The following is a 17,810-nucleotide window of genomic DNA, read 5'->3' as shown; positions in this document are numbered from 1 at the left end:
TAATAAATATAACTTGCTTCAGAAAATCTTTAATTAACAATCAGTTTTTATCTTAAAAACACAGTTTCTGTTAAACTAAATGAAAATAAACCAATTTTTATTTCCGGCTATTATTATTTTTGCAGCATGTCTAGAAAAAAGAGAAAACAAATATTTACAAACGTAGAAGTTGTAGATGCTGGAGCTAAGGGTAAAACGATTGCCAAAGCACCAGATGGAAAGGTTATTTTTTTACCTAATGCCGTTCCTGGCGATGTTGTTGATGTGCAAACCTTTAAAGCCCGTAAGGCCTATTACGAAGGTAAAGCTACGGTATTTCATAAATTATCAGATAAGCGTACCGAGCCAGCTTGTGAGCATTTTGGCGTTTGTGGTGGTTGTAAGTGGCAGGATATGGCTTACGAACATCAGTTATATTACAAACAAAAAGAAGTGACTAACAACCTAACGCGTTTAGGACATATTGAACTTCCGGAGGTTACTCCTATTTTAGGTTCGGCGAAACAATATTTCTACCGTAATAAAATGGAATTCTCTTTTAGCGATAGCCGTTGGTTAACTTTAGAAGAAGTCCAGTCTGGAGAAGATTTAGGCGATAGAAATGCCTTAGGGTTTCATATTCCAGGTATGTGGGATAAAATTCTTGACGTCAAGAAATGTCAATTACAACAAGACCCTTCGAACGACATTAGAAATTCGATAAAAACTTTTGCTATTGAAAACGGCTTAGAGTTTTTTAACACCCGTAACCAAACCGGATTGTTACGTACCATGATGATTCGTACGTCGACTACCGGAGATATTATGGTGTTGATTCAATTCTTTCAGGAGGACAAAGAAAAGCGCGAATTACTATTAGATTTTATTGCCGAAACATTCCCTGCAGTAACGTCTTTACTTTACGTTATAAACGGAAAAGCTAACGATACCATTTACGACCAGGAGATTATTTGCTATAAAGGTGAAGATCATATTTTTGAGGAAATGGAAGGCTTAAAGTTTAAAATTAATGCCAAATCGTTTTATCAGACTAATTCCGAACAAGCCTTCGAACTTTATAAAATAACCAGAGATTTTGCTGGCTTAACCGGTGACGAGCTAGTTTACGATTTATATACAGGAACAGGAACCATTGCGCAATTCGTTTCAAGAAAAGCAAAAAAAGTGGTTGGTGTTGAAGCGGTACCTGATGCTATTTTAGCAGCTAAAGAAAATGCCGAACGCAATAATATCACCAATTGCGAGTTTTTTGTAGGAGATATGAAAAACGTGTTTAATCAGCATTTCATTAATACCCATGGGGTTCCGGATATTATTATTACCGATCCGCCTCGTGACGGGATGCATAAAGATGTGGTTCAGCAAATATTAAATATAGCTCCTAAACGGGTAGTTTACGTAAGTTGTAATAGTGCAACACAAGCCAGAGATTTAGCCTTAATGGATGATATGTACAAAGTGGTTAAAACGCAAGCTGTGGATATGTTCCCACAAACATTTCACGTAGAAAATGTTGTGTTATTAGAAAAGCGTTAATTATTTTTAAATCCCTAAATTGCCAGTCTGAAACAAAATTTCAGAAACCTATTTAAAATTAAGAATGAAATACTTAAAATTTATTTCTTTAGTTGTTATAGCGCTTTTCATAGGCATAAACATCAGTTGCGAACGCGACGATATTTGTCCCGATGGCACCCCTACAACACCAAATTTAATTATCGATTTTTACGATGTAAACAATCAGGAAAGCAAGAAAAATGTTTTCAATTTGGTATTGTATGGTATTGATGATGAAGGCAACCCTGTACTTCCGGCTATTGCTGTTGGTAGCTCAACCAACACCTTGTCTCTTCCTTTAAAAACCTATGCCAATACCACGCAATTCGTCCTACATAAAGATTACGCTGTAAATAATAATGGTACGCCAGATAACACTTCAGATGATTACGTTGAAGGTAACTCCGATATGATTACTATTAACTATAGTCGTGAAGAAGTTTATGTGTCGCGTGCCTGTGGTTACAAAACCATATTTAAAAACGTAACGCTAACTATAGAAGAAGATAGCGATAACTGGATTAAAGCCAGACAACCATTAACCGATAACCAATCTGTAGAAGATGAAACAACAACGCATTTCAATTTATATCATTAGTAGTATCGCGTGCTTACTGTTGTTTTGTTTCTCTGCAAATGCTCAAAACGACAGTATTGCAAGTGTTGCTAATGATTCGGTAAAAGTTAAACTTAAATATGGTTTACGTGTTGGTGGTGACTTGGGGAAATTGATTCGTTCTACCATCGATGATGATTACAGCGGATTTGAAATTTCGGCCGATTACCGTATTAAACGCAAGTTATATATCGCGGGAGAACTGGGATACGAAGAAAAAAAGACAGTTAACGACTATCTTGATGTAAATACAAAAGGTGGCTACATTAAAGGCGGGGTTGATTATAACATGTACGTAAACTGGTTGGATATGGACAATATGATTTACTTCGGATTTCGTGTTGGAGGAAGTACCTTTAGTCACGATTTAAACAATTATACCGTTTACAACACCACGCAATACTGGAACAATTTTTCATCTACAGAAGCCAGAACCTATGACGGATTAACGGCATTCTGGAGTGAAATTATTTTAGGAATAAAAGTTGAAGTTTTAACCAACCTTTATTTAGGGCTTAACGCACAACTTAAATTCTTAGTTGCAGAATCTGATCCCGGGAATTTTGAAAACATTTATATTCCCGGATTTCATAAAACCTACGACAGCAGTGGCATAGGTGTTGGCTATGGTTATACAGTATCATATCGAATTCCACTCTATAAAAAGGAGAAGTAGCCGATTTATTACAATATAAAGATTAATCCCTTATGATTTAACTAGAAATCATAAGGGATTTTTTATTTCAAACTACCATCTAAACCCTGTATTTCAAACAATCAAAATAAGATTTACAAATAAAATTCGTAAGAAATATTTAAACTTCTTCTTTTAAAAAATACATATCTTTGTTTAAAATTACATAGTTTAAAATGCCTAAAAACACTTACAAGATTGCGGTTATTCAGTTAAACCTGAATAACACACCTGAAAACAATTTAAAAAAATGTATTCAGTGGGTAAAAGATGCTGCTAATCAAGGAGCAGAAGTTATTTCGTTACCCGAACTTTATAGTAGCCACTATTTTTGTCAGAGTGAAGATGTATCTAATTTTGAGTTAGCAGAACCATTATACAGTACATCCTTTAACGCATTTAGCGCCTTAGCAAAAGAGCTTGGTGTGGTTATTATTGTGCCGTTTTTCGAAAAAAGAATGGCAGGTGTTTATCACAATAGTGCTTATATTATTGATACCGATGGTTCTGAAGCCGGGTTATACCGCAAAATGCATATCCCGGACGATCCGCATTTCTACGAAAAATTCTACTTCACACCAGGTGATATCGGATTCAAATCCTTCCCTACTAAAAAAGGAAATATAGGTACACTAATTTGCTGGGATCAATGGTATCCTGAAGCTGCACGTTTAACAGCGTTACAAGGAGCCGAAGTGTTATTTTATCCAACAGCTATTGGCTGGCATCCACAGGAAAAGGCCGAATTTGGAGAAAACCAACAAGGCGCATGGATGAATGTGATGCGTGGTCACGCTGTAGCTAACGGTGTTTATGTGGCTGCTGCAAACCGTATTGGATTAGAAAAATATCTACCAGACACTAATGGAATTGAATTCTGGGGATCGTCATTTATTGCCGGACCTCAAGGTGAAATTTTAGCTCAGGCATCGGTAGATCAGGAAGAAATTTTAATGGCTGAGGTAGACTTAAGTTTACAGGAAAATGTACGTCAGAACTGGCCATTTTTAAGAGATCGCCGAATTGATAAATACGGAGATATTACTAAAAGAGTCATCGATTAATGAATACAGAACAATGGATTTTCCCTGCTGAATGGGAACAACAACAAGCTGTTTTATTATGTTTTCCGCATAACGGAAACGATTGGCCTGGAAAATACGAAGCCATTCAATGGGCCTTTGTCGAGTTTATAAAAAAAGTAGCTGCTGTTGAAGGTGTTATCGTGGTTGTTGCTACCGATAAGCTCAAAGAAAAAGTTACCGGTATGCTCGACATGGCACATGTAAACATGGAACATGTGTCATTTATTGTACATAAAACCAATCGTAGCTGGATGCGCGATTCAGGACCGATTATAGTAAAAAAAGGTGCTGAACGCTTGGCTTTAAATTTCAATTTTAACGGATGGGCAAAATATTCTAATTTTAAATTAGACAAACACGTTCCTGAAAAAATAGCTGGTTTTTTAAATGTTCCGCTTAAACAAGTCACCTACAAAGGAAAACCTGTAATTGTTGAAGGCGGCGCTATAGATGTTAACGGCAAAGGCACTTTGTTAACTACCGAAGAATGTCTGCTACACCCTACTATTCAGGTTAGAAACGAAGGGTTTACAAAAGAAGATTACGAAGCTATTTTTAAGGAATATCTGGGGGTTACCAACGTAATTTGGTTAGGTAATGGCGTTGAAGGTGACGACACGCATGGCCACGTTGATGATTTGGCGCGTTTTGTTAATGAAGACACTATTATTACGGTAGTTGAAGATAATCCGGAAGATGCAAATTACAAGCCGCTTCAGGATAATTTAAAACGCTTACAGAAATCAAAGTTAGAAAATGGTAAAAACCCGAATATTGTAACCTTACCAATGCCTAAACGATTAGATTTTGATGGCATTCGTTTACCGGCAAGTTATGCCAACTTTTTAATTATTAATAAAGCGGTTTTAGTACCAACTTTTAATGATTCGAAAGACCGTATAGCATTAAATATTATAGCCGATTGTTTCCCTGACAGGGAGATTATAGGCATTTCGGCAACCGATTTTATCTGGGGATTTGGTACACTACACTGTTTAAGTCAGCAGATACCTGAATAATTTCAATTTTACTCAAAATTTTAAATCCAGTTTTGTTGGTTTTCACTAACATTAACTGGATTTTTAAGTTTTAAAGATGGCTTTTACCAACATCACTATATTAATTCTTTCATATTTAATTTAAAATCACTATTTTTGAGTTAGAAAATACCAACATTAATTAGTTTTTAAATAAATAATTATGGTAAATACTAACATAAATTGGACTTCCATGAGCGACCAAGCCATTGTTGAAGCTATAGGGAGCTATTTAAAGCATCAGCGTTTAAATCAAAATAAAACACAAGCTCAAATTGCTGAAGCCGCTGGCGTAAACCGCTGGACCATTAGTCAGATTGAGAAAGGCGAAGCCATTTCGTTAACTTCTTTAATTCAAATTTTACGCGCTTTGGATGCACTAAATGTCTTCAGCAACTTTAAAATTGAACACCAAATCAGTCCGTTGGAATTAGCTAAATTAGAAAAGCAAAAACGTCAACGCGCCAGAAATAAAAACACAAATCCCCAAACCGACAGCGAATGGTAAGCACAAAAACAGCCTTTGTAAAAATATGGAATCAGGTAGTTGGTGCTGTTTCATGGAACGACGACACAGGTCTGGCCAGCTTTGAATATACTCCTGAATTTAAATCTTCAGGCATAGAACTATCTCCTATTAAAATGCCATCGCAATCTGGTACACAAATATTTTCGTTTCCTGAACTTCGTGTATCAAGACATAATGAATATGATACATTTAAAGGCTTGCCGGGACTTTTAGCTGATGTACTGCCTGATAAATACGGAAATCAACTTATCAATAGCTGGTTAGCACAGCAAGGTCGACCTGAAAACAGCATGAATCCTGTAGAGCAATTGTGTTTTATTGGTACTCGTGGTATGGGTGCTCTTGAATTTGAACCCACGCAACTTAAACCTAATAAAAACACGTTTGAAGTAGAAATTGATAGCCTGGTAGATATTGCACAACGTATGCTCCATAAACGAGAAGGCTTTGAAACCAACATCAATAAAGATGAACGTCAGGCTATGCTCGACATTCTAAAAATCGGAACTTCTGCCGGTGGTGCGAGACCAAAAGCTATTATTGCTTACAATAAAAAAACAGGACAGGTGCGTTCCGGACAAACCAACGCTCCAAAAGGCTTTGAACATTGGTTGATTAAACTTGATGGTGTTAGCGATGCTCAGTTTGGAGAAAGTCAGGGATACGGAAGAATAGAAATGGCATACTATAATATGGCAATAGATTGTGGTATTGATATGATGGAATCTCTACTTTTAGAAGAAAATAACCGGGCTCATTTTATGACCAAGCGATTTGATCGTGAAGGCAACGATACCAAACACCACATTCAAACCTGGTGTGCTATACAACATTACGACTTTAACGATATGCATAGTTACAGCTACGAACAGCTGTTTCAAACCATGCGTATGTTAAGGCTCCCCTACCCACAAGCCGAGCAAATGTTCAGACGTATGGTATTTAATGTTATTGGTAAAAACTGCGACGATCACACTAAAAATTTCGCATTCCGTTTAAAGCAAAACGACGTTTGGGAACTGGCTCCCGCTTACGATATTTGTTTTGCTTACCGTCCAGGAAGTGTTTGGGTGAGCCAGCATGCTTTGAGTGTCAATGGCAAACGTAAAGACATTAACAGACAAGATTTACTAACCGTAGCTAAAAGTATGAATATTAAAAAAGCAGATACTATTATAAGTGAAATAAGCAACGTTATCGCCAAATGGAATAGTTATGCTGAAGCCGTAAATGCCAAATCTGAACTACGAGATAACATATCGAATAATTTAGAGTTGATGTAAAATAAAAAGCTCGGATAAAATGATTTATCCGAGCTTTTTCCATTTCTATTACTTCATATACTTACCTTTCTTACTACCAGCGTAAATTTCGTATTTCACTAAACGCGAATCTAATTTCGCATTAAATAACTGTATTTTACGCGATGGTCGTAAACCTACAAACTTTAAGGCATCTAAATTACTCGTTATAAACCAGGCATCGGTATTCGGGTAGCTTTGTTTTAAAGTGTCACCAATGCTTTTGTAAAACTCTTGTAAATCGATATTTAAACGCTCTCCGTAAGGCGGATTAAACACCATATGCAATTTTCGTTCACCTCCCTTTTGGGTTTTAAAGAAATCTTCATGCTTTACAGTAATAAAATCATCAAGCTCGGCATTTTTAATATTTTCCTGAGCTTTTTTTACTGCACTTGGTGCTTTATCGTAACCTGTAATGGTATAATGGAAATCACGCGTTTTATTTAGCAAGGACTCTTCTATCTTTTCAAACAAATCCACATCCCAGTCTTCCCAGCGTTCGAAAGCAAATTCCTTACGCATTAAATTTGGCGGAATATTACAAGCAATCATAGCGGCTTCAATTAACATCGTACCACTACCACACATCGGGTCCATAAAATCTGATTGTCCATCCCAGCCCGATAACATGATTAATCCGGCAGCCAGAACTTCGTTAATTGGCGCAATGTTAGTTGCTAATTTATAACCACGTTTATGTAAAGAATCTCCAGAAGAATCTAATGATATGGTACACTGGTTTCTATCGATGCGGACGTTTACTTTTAAATCCGGAAATTTTAAATCTACATTCGGGCGTTGTCCGCTAGTGTCTCTAAATTTATCGACGATAGCATCTTTTGCTTTTTGAGCAATAAATAGCGAATGTTTAAATAAATCGGAGTGAATAGTTGCGTCAATAGCCAAAGTTCCTGTTGGCTTTAGATATTCGCTCCAGTTCATCGCGTACATTTTGTTGTACAATTCCTGCTCACTATTTACAGTAAAACTTTTAATAGGCTTTAAAATTTTAATCGCCGTACGTAACCCCAGATTTGCTTTATACATAAAACCTTTATCACCAACAAACGACACACTTCGCACACCCTTTTTAACGTGTTGCGCGCCAAGTTGTGTTAGTTCCTTTTCTAACAAATCTTCAAAACCAAACAAGGTTTTGGCTACCATTTCAAAATTTTCTCCCATTTTTTTATCAGACTTACTGTGTGTTCTTCTTTAATAGAATGCAAAAATAGCGTAATTTTGCGTGAATTTAATGATAAACTGAATTTAGGTTAAGGATTGAAGTGACATCCTTTTTTATAAGTGACCGTGAGTGAACTTATTAAAAAGATATAACGGAAAGCCTGACCCGAAACTTTTTTCGGGGAACCCACAACACATCTATGAGCAAAGACACAACGCAATGGTTTTCTTCGTGGTTTGATACACCATTTTACCACATTTTATACAAAGACAGAGACGACAGTGAAGCCCAGCATTTTATGGATACGCTTACTGAATATTTAAACCTTCCGGAAGACGGCTCCATTTTAGACCTGGCCTGCGGACGTGGACGTCATGCGGTGTATTTAAACTCGTTAGGTTACGATGTTACTGGTGCCGATTTAAGTGAAAACAGCATTGCTTTTGCGAAACAGTTTGAAAATGACAGTTTGCATTTTGCTGTTCACGACATGTGTAAGCCATTTAGTAAAAAGTTTGATGCCGTTTTTAATTTGTTTACCAGTTTCGGGTATTTTGATAAAGATGAGGATAACCTGAATACTATTAAAGCGATTAAAGAAGATTTAAACGATTTTGGCTTTGGAGTTATCGATTTTATGAACAGTGAATTTATCATAGACAATCTGGTGCCTGAAGAAACCAAAACAGTAGAAGGCATTACGTTTAACCTGAAACGCTATGTTAACGACGGGTATATTGTAAAGGATATTAGCTTTACAGCTGAAGGTGAAAATTATAATTTTCAGGAACGTGTAAAAGCATTTACTCTGGCTGATTTTGAAGCTCTTTTTGAAGAAGCCGGTGTATTTTTACTTGACGTTTTTGGTGATTATAAATTACGTAAATTTAGCCCTAAGACGTCTGAACGTTTAGTTATGATCTTTAAATAAATCGCTTTATTGCGTTATACATTTAATGAATAAATTTTTATTTCCTTTTTTAGCAGTTGTTATCGGTTTTGTTCTAGCTCAACTAACCAGCAAACAAAAATCGATTAACACCAAACTATTATTATCATTTAGTGGTGCTTTTTTATTAGCCCTTACCCTATTTGAATTATTGCCTGAAGTTTACCATCATTTAGACTCTAAACTGGCTGGTGTTTATATTGTTTCGGGTATTTTACTGCAATTAATTTTAGAGCTATTTTCTAAAGGAGCCGAACACGGACACGTTCATATTCATAAGGAAGACACCACATTCCCGTGGTCGTTATTTATTAGTTTGTGTTTACATAGCTTTTTAGAAGGTTTTGCCATCCACGATCATAACGATATGGTTTACGGTATTTTAATTCATAAAATTCCTGTTGCCGCAATTATTACCATGTTTTTATTACAATCGGAATACAAAAAAATACAAATTGCAGGTTTCTTACTAGTGTTTGCCTTAATGACGCCACTTGGAACTTTAATTTCAACAACATCTGAAGCGGTTGCGCATTATTCGCAAGTATTTAATGCTATTGTAATTGGAGTATTTTTTCATATTTCGACCACCATTTTATTTGAAAGTTCAGACGGACATAAATTCAACTTATCGAAATTTATCTCTATAATTTTAGGTGTTATTGTTGCCTATTTAATCTAACAAAAAGAAGATTTTAGAAGTGTTTAGTAAAGAAGAATCAAGAAAATTAAAACAAGAGTTTTGGATCAGTTTCGGGAAATCGTTTCCTAGAAAATGGATACTTTATAACACCAAACTAAAAGGTTTTAGCTTTAAATTTTACTTCGACAACAAAAAAGCTCTGGTAGCTCTTGACCTAGAAGACGATTTGGAATACCGCATTAAATACTGGGAAAAGCTGGAAGCATTAAAATCAATTTTACTGGACGAGTACTTGCCTGAAGCTATTTACGACGAGCAGTTCTTTTTAGATAATGAAAAGGAAATTTCCAGAATTTATGTGCCTTTGGAACAAAAAGTATCCATTCATAACAAAAACACCTGGCAGGAAGTTATGGAATTTTTTAATGAGAAAATGACCTTGTTTGAGGCCTTTTTTGAAGAATACAAAGATGTTATTGAAGGTTAGTCTACCTTCTTTTTCATTAAGTAATCATCCATAATGAATCCGTTGCCAATATCGGCAACAATCGGTCCTGCATTTATAAAACCTAATTTCTCGTAAGCTTTAATGGCTATTTCGTTATTAATATTTACCGTTAACCGAATAGTCTTTAAATCGAAATCCTTTGCCTTATTCTCAACAAACTGCATGGCGCTTTTAGCGATTCCCTTACCTCTGTAATCTTTTAAAACATAAATTTTACTGAGAAACAAAACGCCTTCCTCAGGTTTAATAGCAATATACCCAACAGGTACTCCTGAATAGACTAAAGTAAAATACTTCATACCTTCTAAAGCCTGCTGTTTTATGGCTTCAGCCGATTGAAATTTTTCCAGCATGTAATCTATTTGGGGCTTACCAACGATTGGAATATAATGCTCTCTCCAAATAATATCAGCTAAAGACTCTATAGTCTTAAAATCCTGGTGGGTCGAAGCAGTCTGAATATCAATCATATTAAATTACGTAAAAGAAAATCATAAAAAAATGGCCAATGGCACCAGCCAAAACAAACAAATGCCAGATGACATGGTTATATGGTATTTTCTCAATAGCATAAAATATAATACCTGCGGTATAGGCTAATCCGCCTGCAAACAATAGCAAAATCCCATTACTAGCCATCGCTTCACTAAGATTTGTAAAATCGAATACAATAAGCCACCCCATTACCAAATACAACAAGGTTGAAAACACACTGAATCGTCCTGTAAAAAAGATTTTAAGTACCACACCAAAAGCAGCTATTCCCCAGACAATCCAAAACAATGGCCAGCCCAGACTTTTGGTTAATGTTATTAATAAAACCGGCGTATAGGTTCCTGCAATTAAAAGATAAATACCTATGTGATCTACAATTCTAAAATAATGCTTATTCTTCTCGTGCTTTACAGCATGATACAAGGTAGAAGCAGAAAACAGAACAATTATGGACAAACCATAAACTATTACCGAAAATAAACTGTAAGCTGTTTTATTAGTTTGAAAAAGAATGAGCATCACCAAAGCTACAACTCCAAAAATAGCACCTATTGCGTGAGAGGTTGCATTTAATTTTTCTTCAAATTCAGTTTGAACGCGCATACTATTCAGGCGTTTTATTATTGATCCACTTATCGGTTAAGTCGTAAAAATTATATTTTACAGCAGAGTCCTGTCTTTCTAATTGTCCGCTTTGAAAACTTCGCAACAGAATATCTTCAATTAAATAATCTTCCTTTACATTCTCCGGATCGAACTCACGTTTTAATGAAATATCGAACATGCTTGCTGTAGTATTATACCAAAATGCTCGCCAGCCACTGCGGAGTTCTTTTACCAAATCGAAAGCCGTGGTTCCTGTTTGTCTATGTATTAATTTTACCAGAATTTGTCCTTCGGTACGCGAGAATTTCTTCAGCTTTTCAGAAAACTCTTCTTCAATGTATTTTTGAACCTGTTTGGTATATCGTTTCTTCTCACGGTTTCGCTTTATAGATGCCAATCGTTTATTCATAGAATCCAGTCGCTCGGCAGCCATTTTTGCATACGGATACACTTTTAACGTTTTACGACGAAGAATTAAATATCTGATACGGTCGTCACGGTTATCAAATTTCAATTTATTCAACAGAAAAACCTCCTCTAAATCGATAGACTTTTTAGGAATGGAATCACCATCGATAATTAAATAGGTAACATCGGTAGAATCCTGTTCAAATTCATTGATTTGAGACCACGTAAAAACAGGTAAAAAACAAATTAAGTATGTTAAAACATTCTTCATAAAAATTCTGGAGCAATTAGCTTTTCAAAATTACTAATTTACATTTTGAAAACGTTTTTTTAAGCAGGTTTCTTTAATAATTCCTTTGGTGAAATTTCTCTAAAAACTATAAATATATTCCGTTTGTATAACACCTCAATTCTATTAATATTCTTATTTTAGTGCAAAACTTTTAAAACATGACAAAGACGAGTATTCTAAACGAAAAGTCTATCGACTTCTTAGAAAAATATTTGAATAATGCAGCACCAACAGGGTACGAATGGACAGGTCAAAAATTATGGATGGATTACCTTAAACCCTATGTTGATGAGTTTATTACAGACACTTACGGAACTGCTGTAGGGGTTATAAATCCAGAAGCAAAATATAAAGTTGTTATTGAAGGACACGCCGATGAAATTTCATGGTATGTAAATTACATTTCTGAAAACGGAATGATTTACGTCATTCGTAACGGTGGTAGTGACCACCAGATTGCACCAAGTAAAGTCGTTAATATTCATACTAAAAACGGTATTGTAAAAGGCGTTTTTGGATGGCCGGCCATTCACACCAGAAAATCCGGAAATGAAGAAACACCAAAACCAGACAATATTTTTATTGACTGTGGATGCAAAACCAAAGAAGAAGTTGAAGCTTTAGGTGTTCATGTTGGTTGTGTAATTACCTATCCGGATGAATTCCATATTTTAAATGGTGATAAATTTGTTTGTCGTGCTTTAGATAACCGTATGGGTGGTTTTATGATTGCCGAAGTAGCACGTTTACTAAAAGAAAACAACAAAACTCTACCTTTCGGATTGTACATTGTGAATGCTGTACAGGAAGAAATTGGATTACGCGGAGCCGAAATGATTGCCGATACCATTAAACCAAATGCTGCAATTATAACCGACGTAACCCACGATACCACAACACCTATGATTGAAAAGAAAGTTCAGGGTGAAATTGAATATGGTAAAGGTCCTGTAATAGCATATGCTCCTGCAGTACAACAAAAATTACGTGATTTAATTACCGATACAGCTGAAGCTAAAGACATTCCTTTCCAACGTAGTGCTTTATCTCGTGCTACCGGAACCGATACCGATGCTTTTGCTTACAGTAATGGCGGTGTGGCTTCTGCTTTAATTTCATTACCGTTACGTTATATGCACACGACTGTAGAAATGGTTCACAGAGATGATGTTGAAAACGTTATTAAATTAATTTACGAAAGTTTACTAAACATTAAAGACGGCGAAACATTCAGCTACTTTAACTAATATACATTCCCGCGAAAGCGGGAATCTTTTTTATATATCATGATGGACGAATATATAGATATTGTTGATGACAACGGTATTCCTACGGGACTTTCAGAATTAAAATCGGTGATACACCAGAAAGGCTATTTTCACAATACGGTACACATCTGGTTTTATACCAAAAACGGTGAAATACTACTTTCACAACGCTCGGCTAAAAAAAGAATTTGTCCCCTGATGTGGGATGTTTCGGTTGCTGGACATATTGATGCCGGAGAATCTATTGAACAGGCAGCTTTACGTGAAACAAAAGAAGAAATAGGTTTAAATATTACCGAATCGGACTTACATAAAATTGGCTTCTTTAAATGCTTTCAAAGTTATGATACAGGCATTACAGACAACGAATTTCATCACACCTATATTTGTGAGTTAAAACAGCCCTTAAAATCTTTAATCCCCCAGGAAGAAGAAGTCGAAGCTTTAAAACTGGTTTCGTTAGACGAGTTTCAATATCTAATAGACCATATTGGTATCAATAACCATTTTGTGCCATCGAATAAAGGATATTATGAGGTGGTTTTGGAGAGTGTAGAGAATACCATAAATTAAATTCATTTAATAACATTTATAAAATGAATTTAATCCTGTTGGCTATTGCCCCGATATGCATCATTATACTTTACATTTATTCAAAAGATAAATACGAAAAAGAACCTCCAAAACTCCTGTTCCTTTCATTTGCCTTAGGGGCTATTGTAAGTATAGTGATTACTTCGATAATGTACTATGGATTTAATATTGTTTTACCTCTACCCAATAAAACCAGTATTCTTCAACAGTTTATTAAAGCCTTTTTTGTGGTTGGCTTCACCGAAGAATTCAGCAAATACATTATTGTAAAATACTACGCCCAGACCAAAGCCGATTTTAACGAACCTTTTGATGGTATTGTCTATGCAGTTATGGTTTCTATGGGATTTGCGGCTACCGAAAATATCGTATATGTTTTGGATGGTGGTATACAAACCGCTTTAGTTCGAGCGTTTACAGCTGTGCCTGCACACGCGACATTCGGTATCTTAATGGGCTACTATATGGGAAAAGCGAAATTTTCTAAAAACCGTTTAGTATTAAATATCGCTGGGTTACTATTGGCTATACTATTTCACGGGGCTTACGACTTTTTCCTTTTTATAAATTTTGTACCTGGTATTTGGGTAGGTGCTTTTATCTCACTGTTTATTGGTATTCTACTATCGAGAAATGCCATAAAAGAACACCAAAAAAATTCGCATTTTAGGGCTTAGAACTTTGTAAGAATTATATTTATATTTAACTTCATAAATATTATAAACACAAACGCTATTTAATAGCAGTATCACTCATATGCCTCCAAATAATATTCCTGATCACATAAAGAAACGTTATCAACATGTATATTGGGCATTTTATTTATGTAACACTTCATTAACCGAAACTAAACTTCTTAATTCCTCAGACTTTAATTCAAAGGAACTTGAATTAATAAATAGTCATCCCTTTCAATATTTCAAAGTAACACTTCAATATAGTTACATAATGGAATACCATAAACTATTGGAAAAAGGAAGGAAAAATAATTTAGAAAACATATCTTCATTGATATGGTTAAACGAATCTTTAAAAGATAACCTCGGAAAAAAATTTAATGATACTCATCAAAAAAATATTACATTAATCGCCGAACTCAAATCTTCAGTTTATTTTAAAAAACTACATAATTTGAGAAACAAAAAATTCGCACATTCAGAAAAAAATTCTGTAAATGAACCTTTCAATATAAAAGAATTCAACGAAGAAGACATTTCAAATGGAATAGAACATTTAAATAAAATAGGAGAAATCATAAAAAACTGCACTACACCTTTTGAATTTGAATATGACTTAGAAGTTCCATCAAGTGAAAACAGAACGCTAAATTTTATAAAATTCCAATCAAAATACAAACAGTTTTTCTTTGAAAAACAACGTATTAAATAAGAATAAAAAAAGAAAAGAAAAAATAGCCGCTAAGATCGAAAAAAGGTCATTGCTTCGAATTTACAACAAAATCAATAAAAATTTGGTTGTGTTGATTTCGTAACCAAAAAACCCACCTACTTCTTCAAAATCACTGTTTCGGCATTATACATGAATGTTTCCTCCCAACGCTCAAAACGGGCATCGTAGCGATCTGTAAATACTAAATACTGACATCTTCCTATACTTTCTGGTGTTCTATTTATTTCGGAGGTTAAGTTACCTTTAAACACAAAATCAGCGTCTTCAACAATAAACATTTGTAGTTTTTTTAAGTTGATGCTATTCAAATAAAAGAGTTTATTAATGCGTTTTGGGGTACCGATAATAACATCAACGCCTACGTAAATATCTTCACGTTGTGTTTCAAGATCATACTCGTCGTAAGCACAATACACGCGTAAATCGGTTCCTTTCTTATACGTATTAAAAAGCGCTTCTAAGTCTAATGCGGCTTGCTTATCTTTTACAAAAATTAAGGCGCGTGGCGCATCTTCGAAAGCTGCCTTTAATTTATTAATAACGCTTATAACAATACTGGTTGTTTTTCCTGCATTATCTGGCGCTATAACCAACATGCTTGTTCCTCCTTTAATTTTTGAAAGAATTTTAGATTGCAGATTGTTAGGTTCTACAATCTCGTTTTGCTTTAAATTTTCCTTAAGAGGTTCCAGTAATTTTTTAAAAGACATGTTGTTTATTTTGATGCAAAGATAGCTTTTTCATAAAAAAGAAAAGGTGTTCATCTCTGAACACCCAATCCTCTGCTATTAGTCACTCTGTATAGCTGATAAAAATCCCCCGACACAAAGCGCATCGAGGCATTCATTTTTAATTAAAACTGTAAATCTGTTACTAAGTCGAACTCGTCGTAAATAGCTTTATCTTTTAAATCGTCGAAGAAACTAGTTGATCCGTAACGTACATCGTATTTAGTTCTGTCTACTTTTAAAGACGCTGTTGCTTTGCTTCCGTAGATAGAGATATCGAAAGTTACCGGAGCTGTTTTTCCTTTAATAGTTAAATCTCCTGTTACTGCATAAGAGTTTTTACCCTTAGCTTTTACTTTAGTGAAAACTAATTTTGCAGTTGGGTATTTTTCAGTACCAAAGAAATCGTCAGATTTTAAGTGACCGTCTAAGTTTCCTTTCATTTCACCATCTAAATCTGTAGTATTAATAGTTGCCATATCAATTACAAACTCTCCTCCTACTAATTTATCTCCGTCAAAAGATAAAGTTCCAGATTGTAAAGCAATAGTTCCTTCGTGAGATCCTGTTACTTTATACCCTTTCCATACCACAGAGCTTGACTCTACTTTTACCGCTTTTTTCTCAACATCATTGTTTGCGAAAGCAAAAGATGTAAATGCTACTAAAGCTACTACTGCTAAATTTTTAATTGTCTTTTTCATTGTTGTTTTTATTTAATGTTTGATTTGATTTATGATTCGTAATAAAATCGTTCTTTAATAATTTTTCCGTCTTTCCACTCCTGAACAGCAATTTGATTATAATTTTTAATCCCCCAATCTTTATGAGTATAATCAAAATGCCATTCTACCATGGTAATGTTTTCTCCCACCGTTACTTTTAAAGGTTTAGCACACCTAAATTCTGTAATGGCGTTAAAAAATTCTTCTTCTCTTTTTCTATTCAATTCTTTCCCAACAATTTCGGGGTTGTTATTTTCCTGCATAACAACATCGTCGTGATAAAATTCATCAAAGGCTTCGAGAGCTTTGCCTTGTAGAATTAAATCGTTTACCGAACTTATCTTTTCAATTAATTTGCAACTAAGCATATTTCCTTTTTTTGAACATGACAAAGTTCAGAAACATCTACAGGAATAAAAATGAAGTAGATTATCAAATGATGTTAAACTAAATTAACATTACCAAAAACCCCTAAAACACTGAGGTTTTCCTCAAAGAATCACTGCTCTAAGATAAGCTGACTTTTAATTTTACTTAAAAATTCTTTGGTTATACCCAGGTAAGAAGCAATCATATACTGCGGAATGCGTTGCTCGATTAGCGGATACTGTTCTCTAAAATACAGGTATTGGTCTTTAGCTGTTAGACTGAAGTTTCTAACGATGCGTTTTTGTGAAGCTACAAAGGCACGCTCCACTATTTTTCTAAAAAAACGTTCCAGTTTCGGGATTTCTCGATATAAATCTTCAACCACGTCGTGAGAAATCATGATGAGCTCAGAATTTTCTAAACACTGCACATTAAAATCGGCAGGTGTCTGACTAATAAAACTTCCCATATCGGAAGTCCACCAGTCTTCAATTGAAAACATAATAATATGCTCGTGTCCTTCCTGATCAACATAGAAGGTTTTTGTACACCCCGACAACACATAACATTCATACTTACACACGTCACCCTGCTGAACAATATATTGACCTTTTAAATATTTTCTAATAAAGATTTTAGACTTAAAATATTCAATTTCCTGATCGTTTAAACTTATGTATTTACTAATGCTATTTAGTAGAGGTTCTATATTCATCAATAGGTTACTGTAGGTTTCAATACAAATTTAACAATATAAATCAGCTTTATTAACCTAAATTAATTTTTAACTTATTTTATAGATATACC

At 34.8% G+C, this 17,810-nt stretch carries 22 protein-coding genes; 14 read left to right on the top strand and 8 right to left on the bottom strand.

What is annotated here, in order from left to right:
• The first annotated feature begins 126 nt into the window (after nt 1-126).
• From rlmD to NO995_RS16825, 7 genes are all read left to right on the top strand, one after another.
• On the top strand, nt 127-1,536 hold the full coding sequence (gene rlmD, locus NO995_RS16855) for a 23S rRNA (uracil(1939)-C(5))-methyltransferase RlmD (RefSeq protein WP_258228514.1): 1,410 nt from the start codon (nt 127-129) through the stop codon (nt 1,534-1,536).
• 64 nt (nt 1,537-1,600) lie between these two features.
• On the top strand, nt 1,601-2,155 hold the full coding sequence (locus NO995_RS16850) for a DUF6452 family protein (RefSeq protein WP_258228513.1): 555 nt from the start codon (nt 1,601-1,603) through the stop codon (nt 2,153-2,155).
• Nucleotides 2,121-2,849 (top strand): DUF6048 family protein, encoded by a 729-nt coding sequence (locus NO995_RS16845; protein WP_258228512.1) that lies wholly within the window; start codon nt 2,121-2,123, stop codon nt 2,847-2,849. The genes NO995_RS16850 and NO995_RS16845 overlap by 35 nt, the downstream gene beginning before the upstream one ends.
• Nucleotides 2,850-3,043: 194 nt before the next feature.
• Nucleotides 3,044-3,931: a carbon-nitrogen hydrolase gene (locus tag NO995_RS16840; protein ID WP_258228511.1), complete on the top strand. Its 888-nt coding sequence runs from the start codon at nt 3,044-3,046 to the stop codon at nt 3,929-3,931.
• Nucleotides 3,931-4,971 (top strand): agmatine/peptidylarginine deiminase, encoded by a 1,041-nt coding sequence (locus tag NO995_RS16835; protein WP_258228510.1) that lies wholly within the window; start codon nt 3,931-3,933, stop codon nt 4,969-4,971. The genes NO995_RS16840 and NO995_RS16835 overlap by 1 nt, the downstream gene beginning before the upstream one ends.
• Before the next feature lie 181 nt (nt 4,972-5,152).
• Nucleotides 5,153-5,497, top strand: coding sequence for a helix-turn-helix domain-containing protein (locus tag NO995_RS16830; protein WP_258228509.1), 345 nt, complete (start codon nt 5,153-5,155; stop codon nt 5,495-5,497).
• Complete coding sequence (locus NO995_RS16825; protein ID WP_258228508.1) at nt 5,491-6,801, top strand: type II toxin-antitoxin system HipA family toxin; 1,311 nt, start codon at nt 5,491-5,493, stop codon at nt 6,799-6,801. Before NO995_RS16830 ends, NO995_RS16825 begins: the two co-directional genes overlap by 7 nt.
• A 48-nt stretch (nt 6,802-6,849) precedes the next feature.
• On the opposite strand, the gene NO995_RS16820 is transcribed toward NO995_RS16825, so the two are convergent.
• The gene (locus NO995_RS16820; protein ID WP_258228507.1) at nt 6,850-8,007 is read right to left on the bottom strand and encodes a class I SAM-dependent RNA methyltransferase; all 1,158 of its coding nucleotides are present in this window, start codon (nt 8,005-8,007) and stop codon (nt 6,850-6,852) included.
• A 200-nt stretch (nt 8,008-8,207) separates the two neighbouring features.
• Between NO995_RS16820 and NO995_RS16815 the strand changes: the two genes are divergently transcribed.
• Genes NO995_RS16815 through NO995_RS16805 form a run of 3 tightly spaced genes read left to right on the top strand, consistent with a single transcriptional unit; the run spans nt 8,208 to nt 10,087 of the window.
• Complete coding sequence (locus tag NO995_RS16815) at nt 8,208-8,939, top strand: cyclopropane-fatty-acyl-phospholipid synthase family protein (RefSeq protein WP_258228506.1); 732 nt, start codon at nt 8,208-8,210, stop codon at nt 8,937-8,939.
• Nucleotides 8,940-8,964: 25 nt separating this feature from the next.
• Nucleotides 8,965-9,639, top strand: coding sequence for a ZIP family metal transporter (locus NO995_RS16810; protein ID WP_240573146.1), 675 nt, complete (start codon nt 8,965-8,967; stop codon nt 9,637-9,639).
• A gap of 19 nt (nt 9,640-9,658) precedes the next feature.
• Nucleotides 9,659-10,087: a DUF4268 domain-containing protein gene (locus NO995_RS16805; protein WP_240573147.1), complete on the top strand. Its 429-nt coding sequence runs from the start codon at nt 9,659-9,661 to the stop codon at nt 10,085-10,087.
• Here the strand turns inward: NO995_RS16805 and NO995_RS16800 are convergent.
• Genes NO995_RS16800 through NO995_RS16790 form a run of 3 tightly spaced genes read right to left on the bottom strand, consistent with a single transcriptional unit; the run spans nt 10,084 to nt 11,888 of the window.
• Nucleotides 10,084-10,578, bottom strand: coding sequence for a GNAT family N-acetyltransferase (locus tag NO995_RS16800; protein ID WP_258228505.1), 495 nt, complete (start codon nt 10,576-10,578; stop codon nt 10,084-10,086). The genes NO995_RS16805 and NO995_RS16800 overlap by 4 nt on opposite strands.
• Before the next feature lies 1 nt (nt 10,579).
• Nucleotides 10,580-11,206 (bottom strand): hemolysin III family protein, encoded by a 627-nt coding sequence (locus tag NO995_RS16795; protein ID WP_258228504.1) that lies wholly within the window; start codon nt 11,204-11,206, stop codon nt 10,580-10,582.
• A 1-nt stretch (nt 11,207) separates the two neighbouring features.
• On the bottom strand, nt 11,208-11,888 hold the full coding sequence (locus tag NO995_RS16790; protein WP_258228503.1) for a DUF4294 domain-containing protein: 681 nt from the start codon (nt 11,886-11,888) through the stop codon (nt 11,208-11,210).
• A 179-nt stretch (nt 11,889-12,067) separates the two neighbouring features.
• On the opposite strand from NO995_RS16790, the gene NO995_RS16785 reads away from it, so the two are divergent.
• The 4 genes from NO995_RS16785 to NO995_RS16770 all read left to right on the top strand — a co-directional run bounded on the left by NO995_RS16785 (nt 12,068) and on the right by NO995_RS16770 (nt 15,160).
• Nucleotides 12,068-13,156 (top strand): M42 family metallopeptidase, encoded by a 1,089-nt coding sequence (locus NO995_RS16785; protein WP_258228502.1) that lies wholly within the window; start codon nt 12,068-12,070, stop codon nt 13,154-13,156.
• 39 nt (nt 13,157-13,195) lie between these two features.
• Nucleotides 13,196-13,750: an NUDIX domain-containing protein gene (locus tag NO995_RS16780; RefSeq protein ID WP_308813201.1), complete on the top strand. Its 555-nt coding sequence runs from the start codon at nt 13,196-13,198 to the stop codon at nt 13,748-13,750.
• A 23-nt stretch (nt 13,751-13,773) separates the two neighbouring features.
• Entirely contained in the window at nt 13,774-14,448 is a 675-nt protein-coding gene (locus NO995_RS16775; protein ID WP_258228501.1) for a PrsW family intramembrane metalloprotease, read from the top strand.
• Between the two features lie 79 nt (nt 14,449-14,527).
• On the top strand, nt 14,528-15,160 hold the full coding sequence (locus tag NO995_RS16770) for a hypothetical protein (protein WP_258228500.1): 633 nt from the start codon (nt 14,528-14,530) through the stop codon (nt 15,158-15,160).
• 116 nt (nt 15,161-15,276) lie between these two features.
• On the opposite strand, the gene NO995_RS16765 is transcribed toward NO995_RS16770, so the two are convergent.
• From NO995_RS16765 to NO995_RS16750, 4 genes are all read right to left on the bottom strand, one after another.
• Nucleotides 15,277-15,891, bottom strand: a complete 615-nt coding sequence (locus tag NO995_RS16765) for a DEAD/DEAH box helicase (protein WP_258228499.1) — start codon at nt 15,889-15,891, stop codon at nt 15,277-15,279.
• A gap of 143 nt (nt 15,892-16,034) precedes the next feature.
• Complete coding sequence (locus tag NO995_RS16760; protein WP_258228498.1) at nt 16,035-16,613, bottom strand: YceI family protein; 579 nt, start codon at nt 16,611-16,613, stop codon at nt 16,035-16,037.
• A gap of 29 nt (nt 16,614-16,642) precedes the next feature.
• Entirely contained in the window at nt 16,643-17,002 is a 360-nt protein-coding gene (locus NO995_RS16755; RefSeq protein WP_258228497.1) for a nuclear transport factor 2 family protein, read from the bottom strand.
• A 131-nt stretch (nt 17,003-17,133) separates the two neighbouring features.
• Nucleotides 17,134-17,718, bottom strand: coding sequence for a Crp/Fnr family transcriptional regulator (locus tag NO995_RS16750; RefSeq protein WP_258228496.1), 585 nt, complete (start codon nt 17,716-17,718; stop codon nt 17,134-17,136).
• Nucleotides 17,719-17,810: the final 92 nt, after the last annotated feature.

It is taken from the genome of Aestuariibaculum sp. M13 (assembly GCF_024723255.1).
Taxonomy (GTDB): domain Bacteria; phylum Bacteroidota; class Bacteroidia; order Flavobacteriales; family Flavobacteriaceae; genus Aestuariibaculum; species Aestuariibaculum lutulentum.
This window is presented reverse-complemented; position numbering and strand designations above follow the sequence as displayed.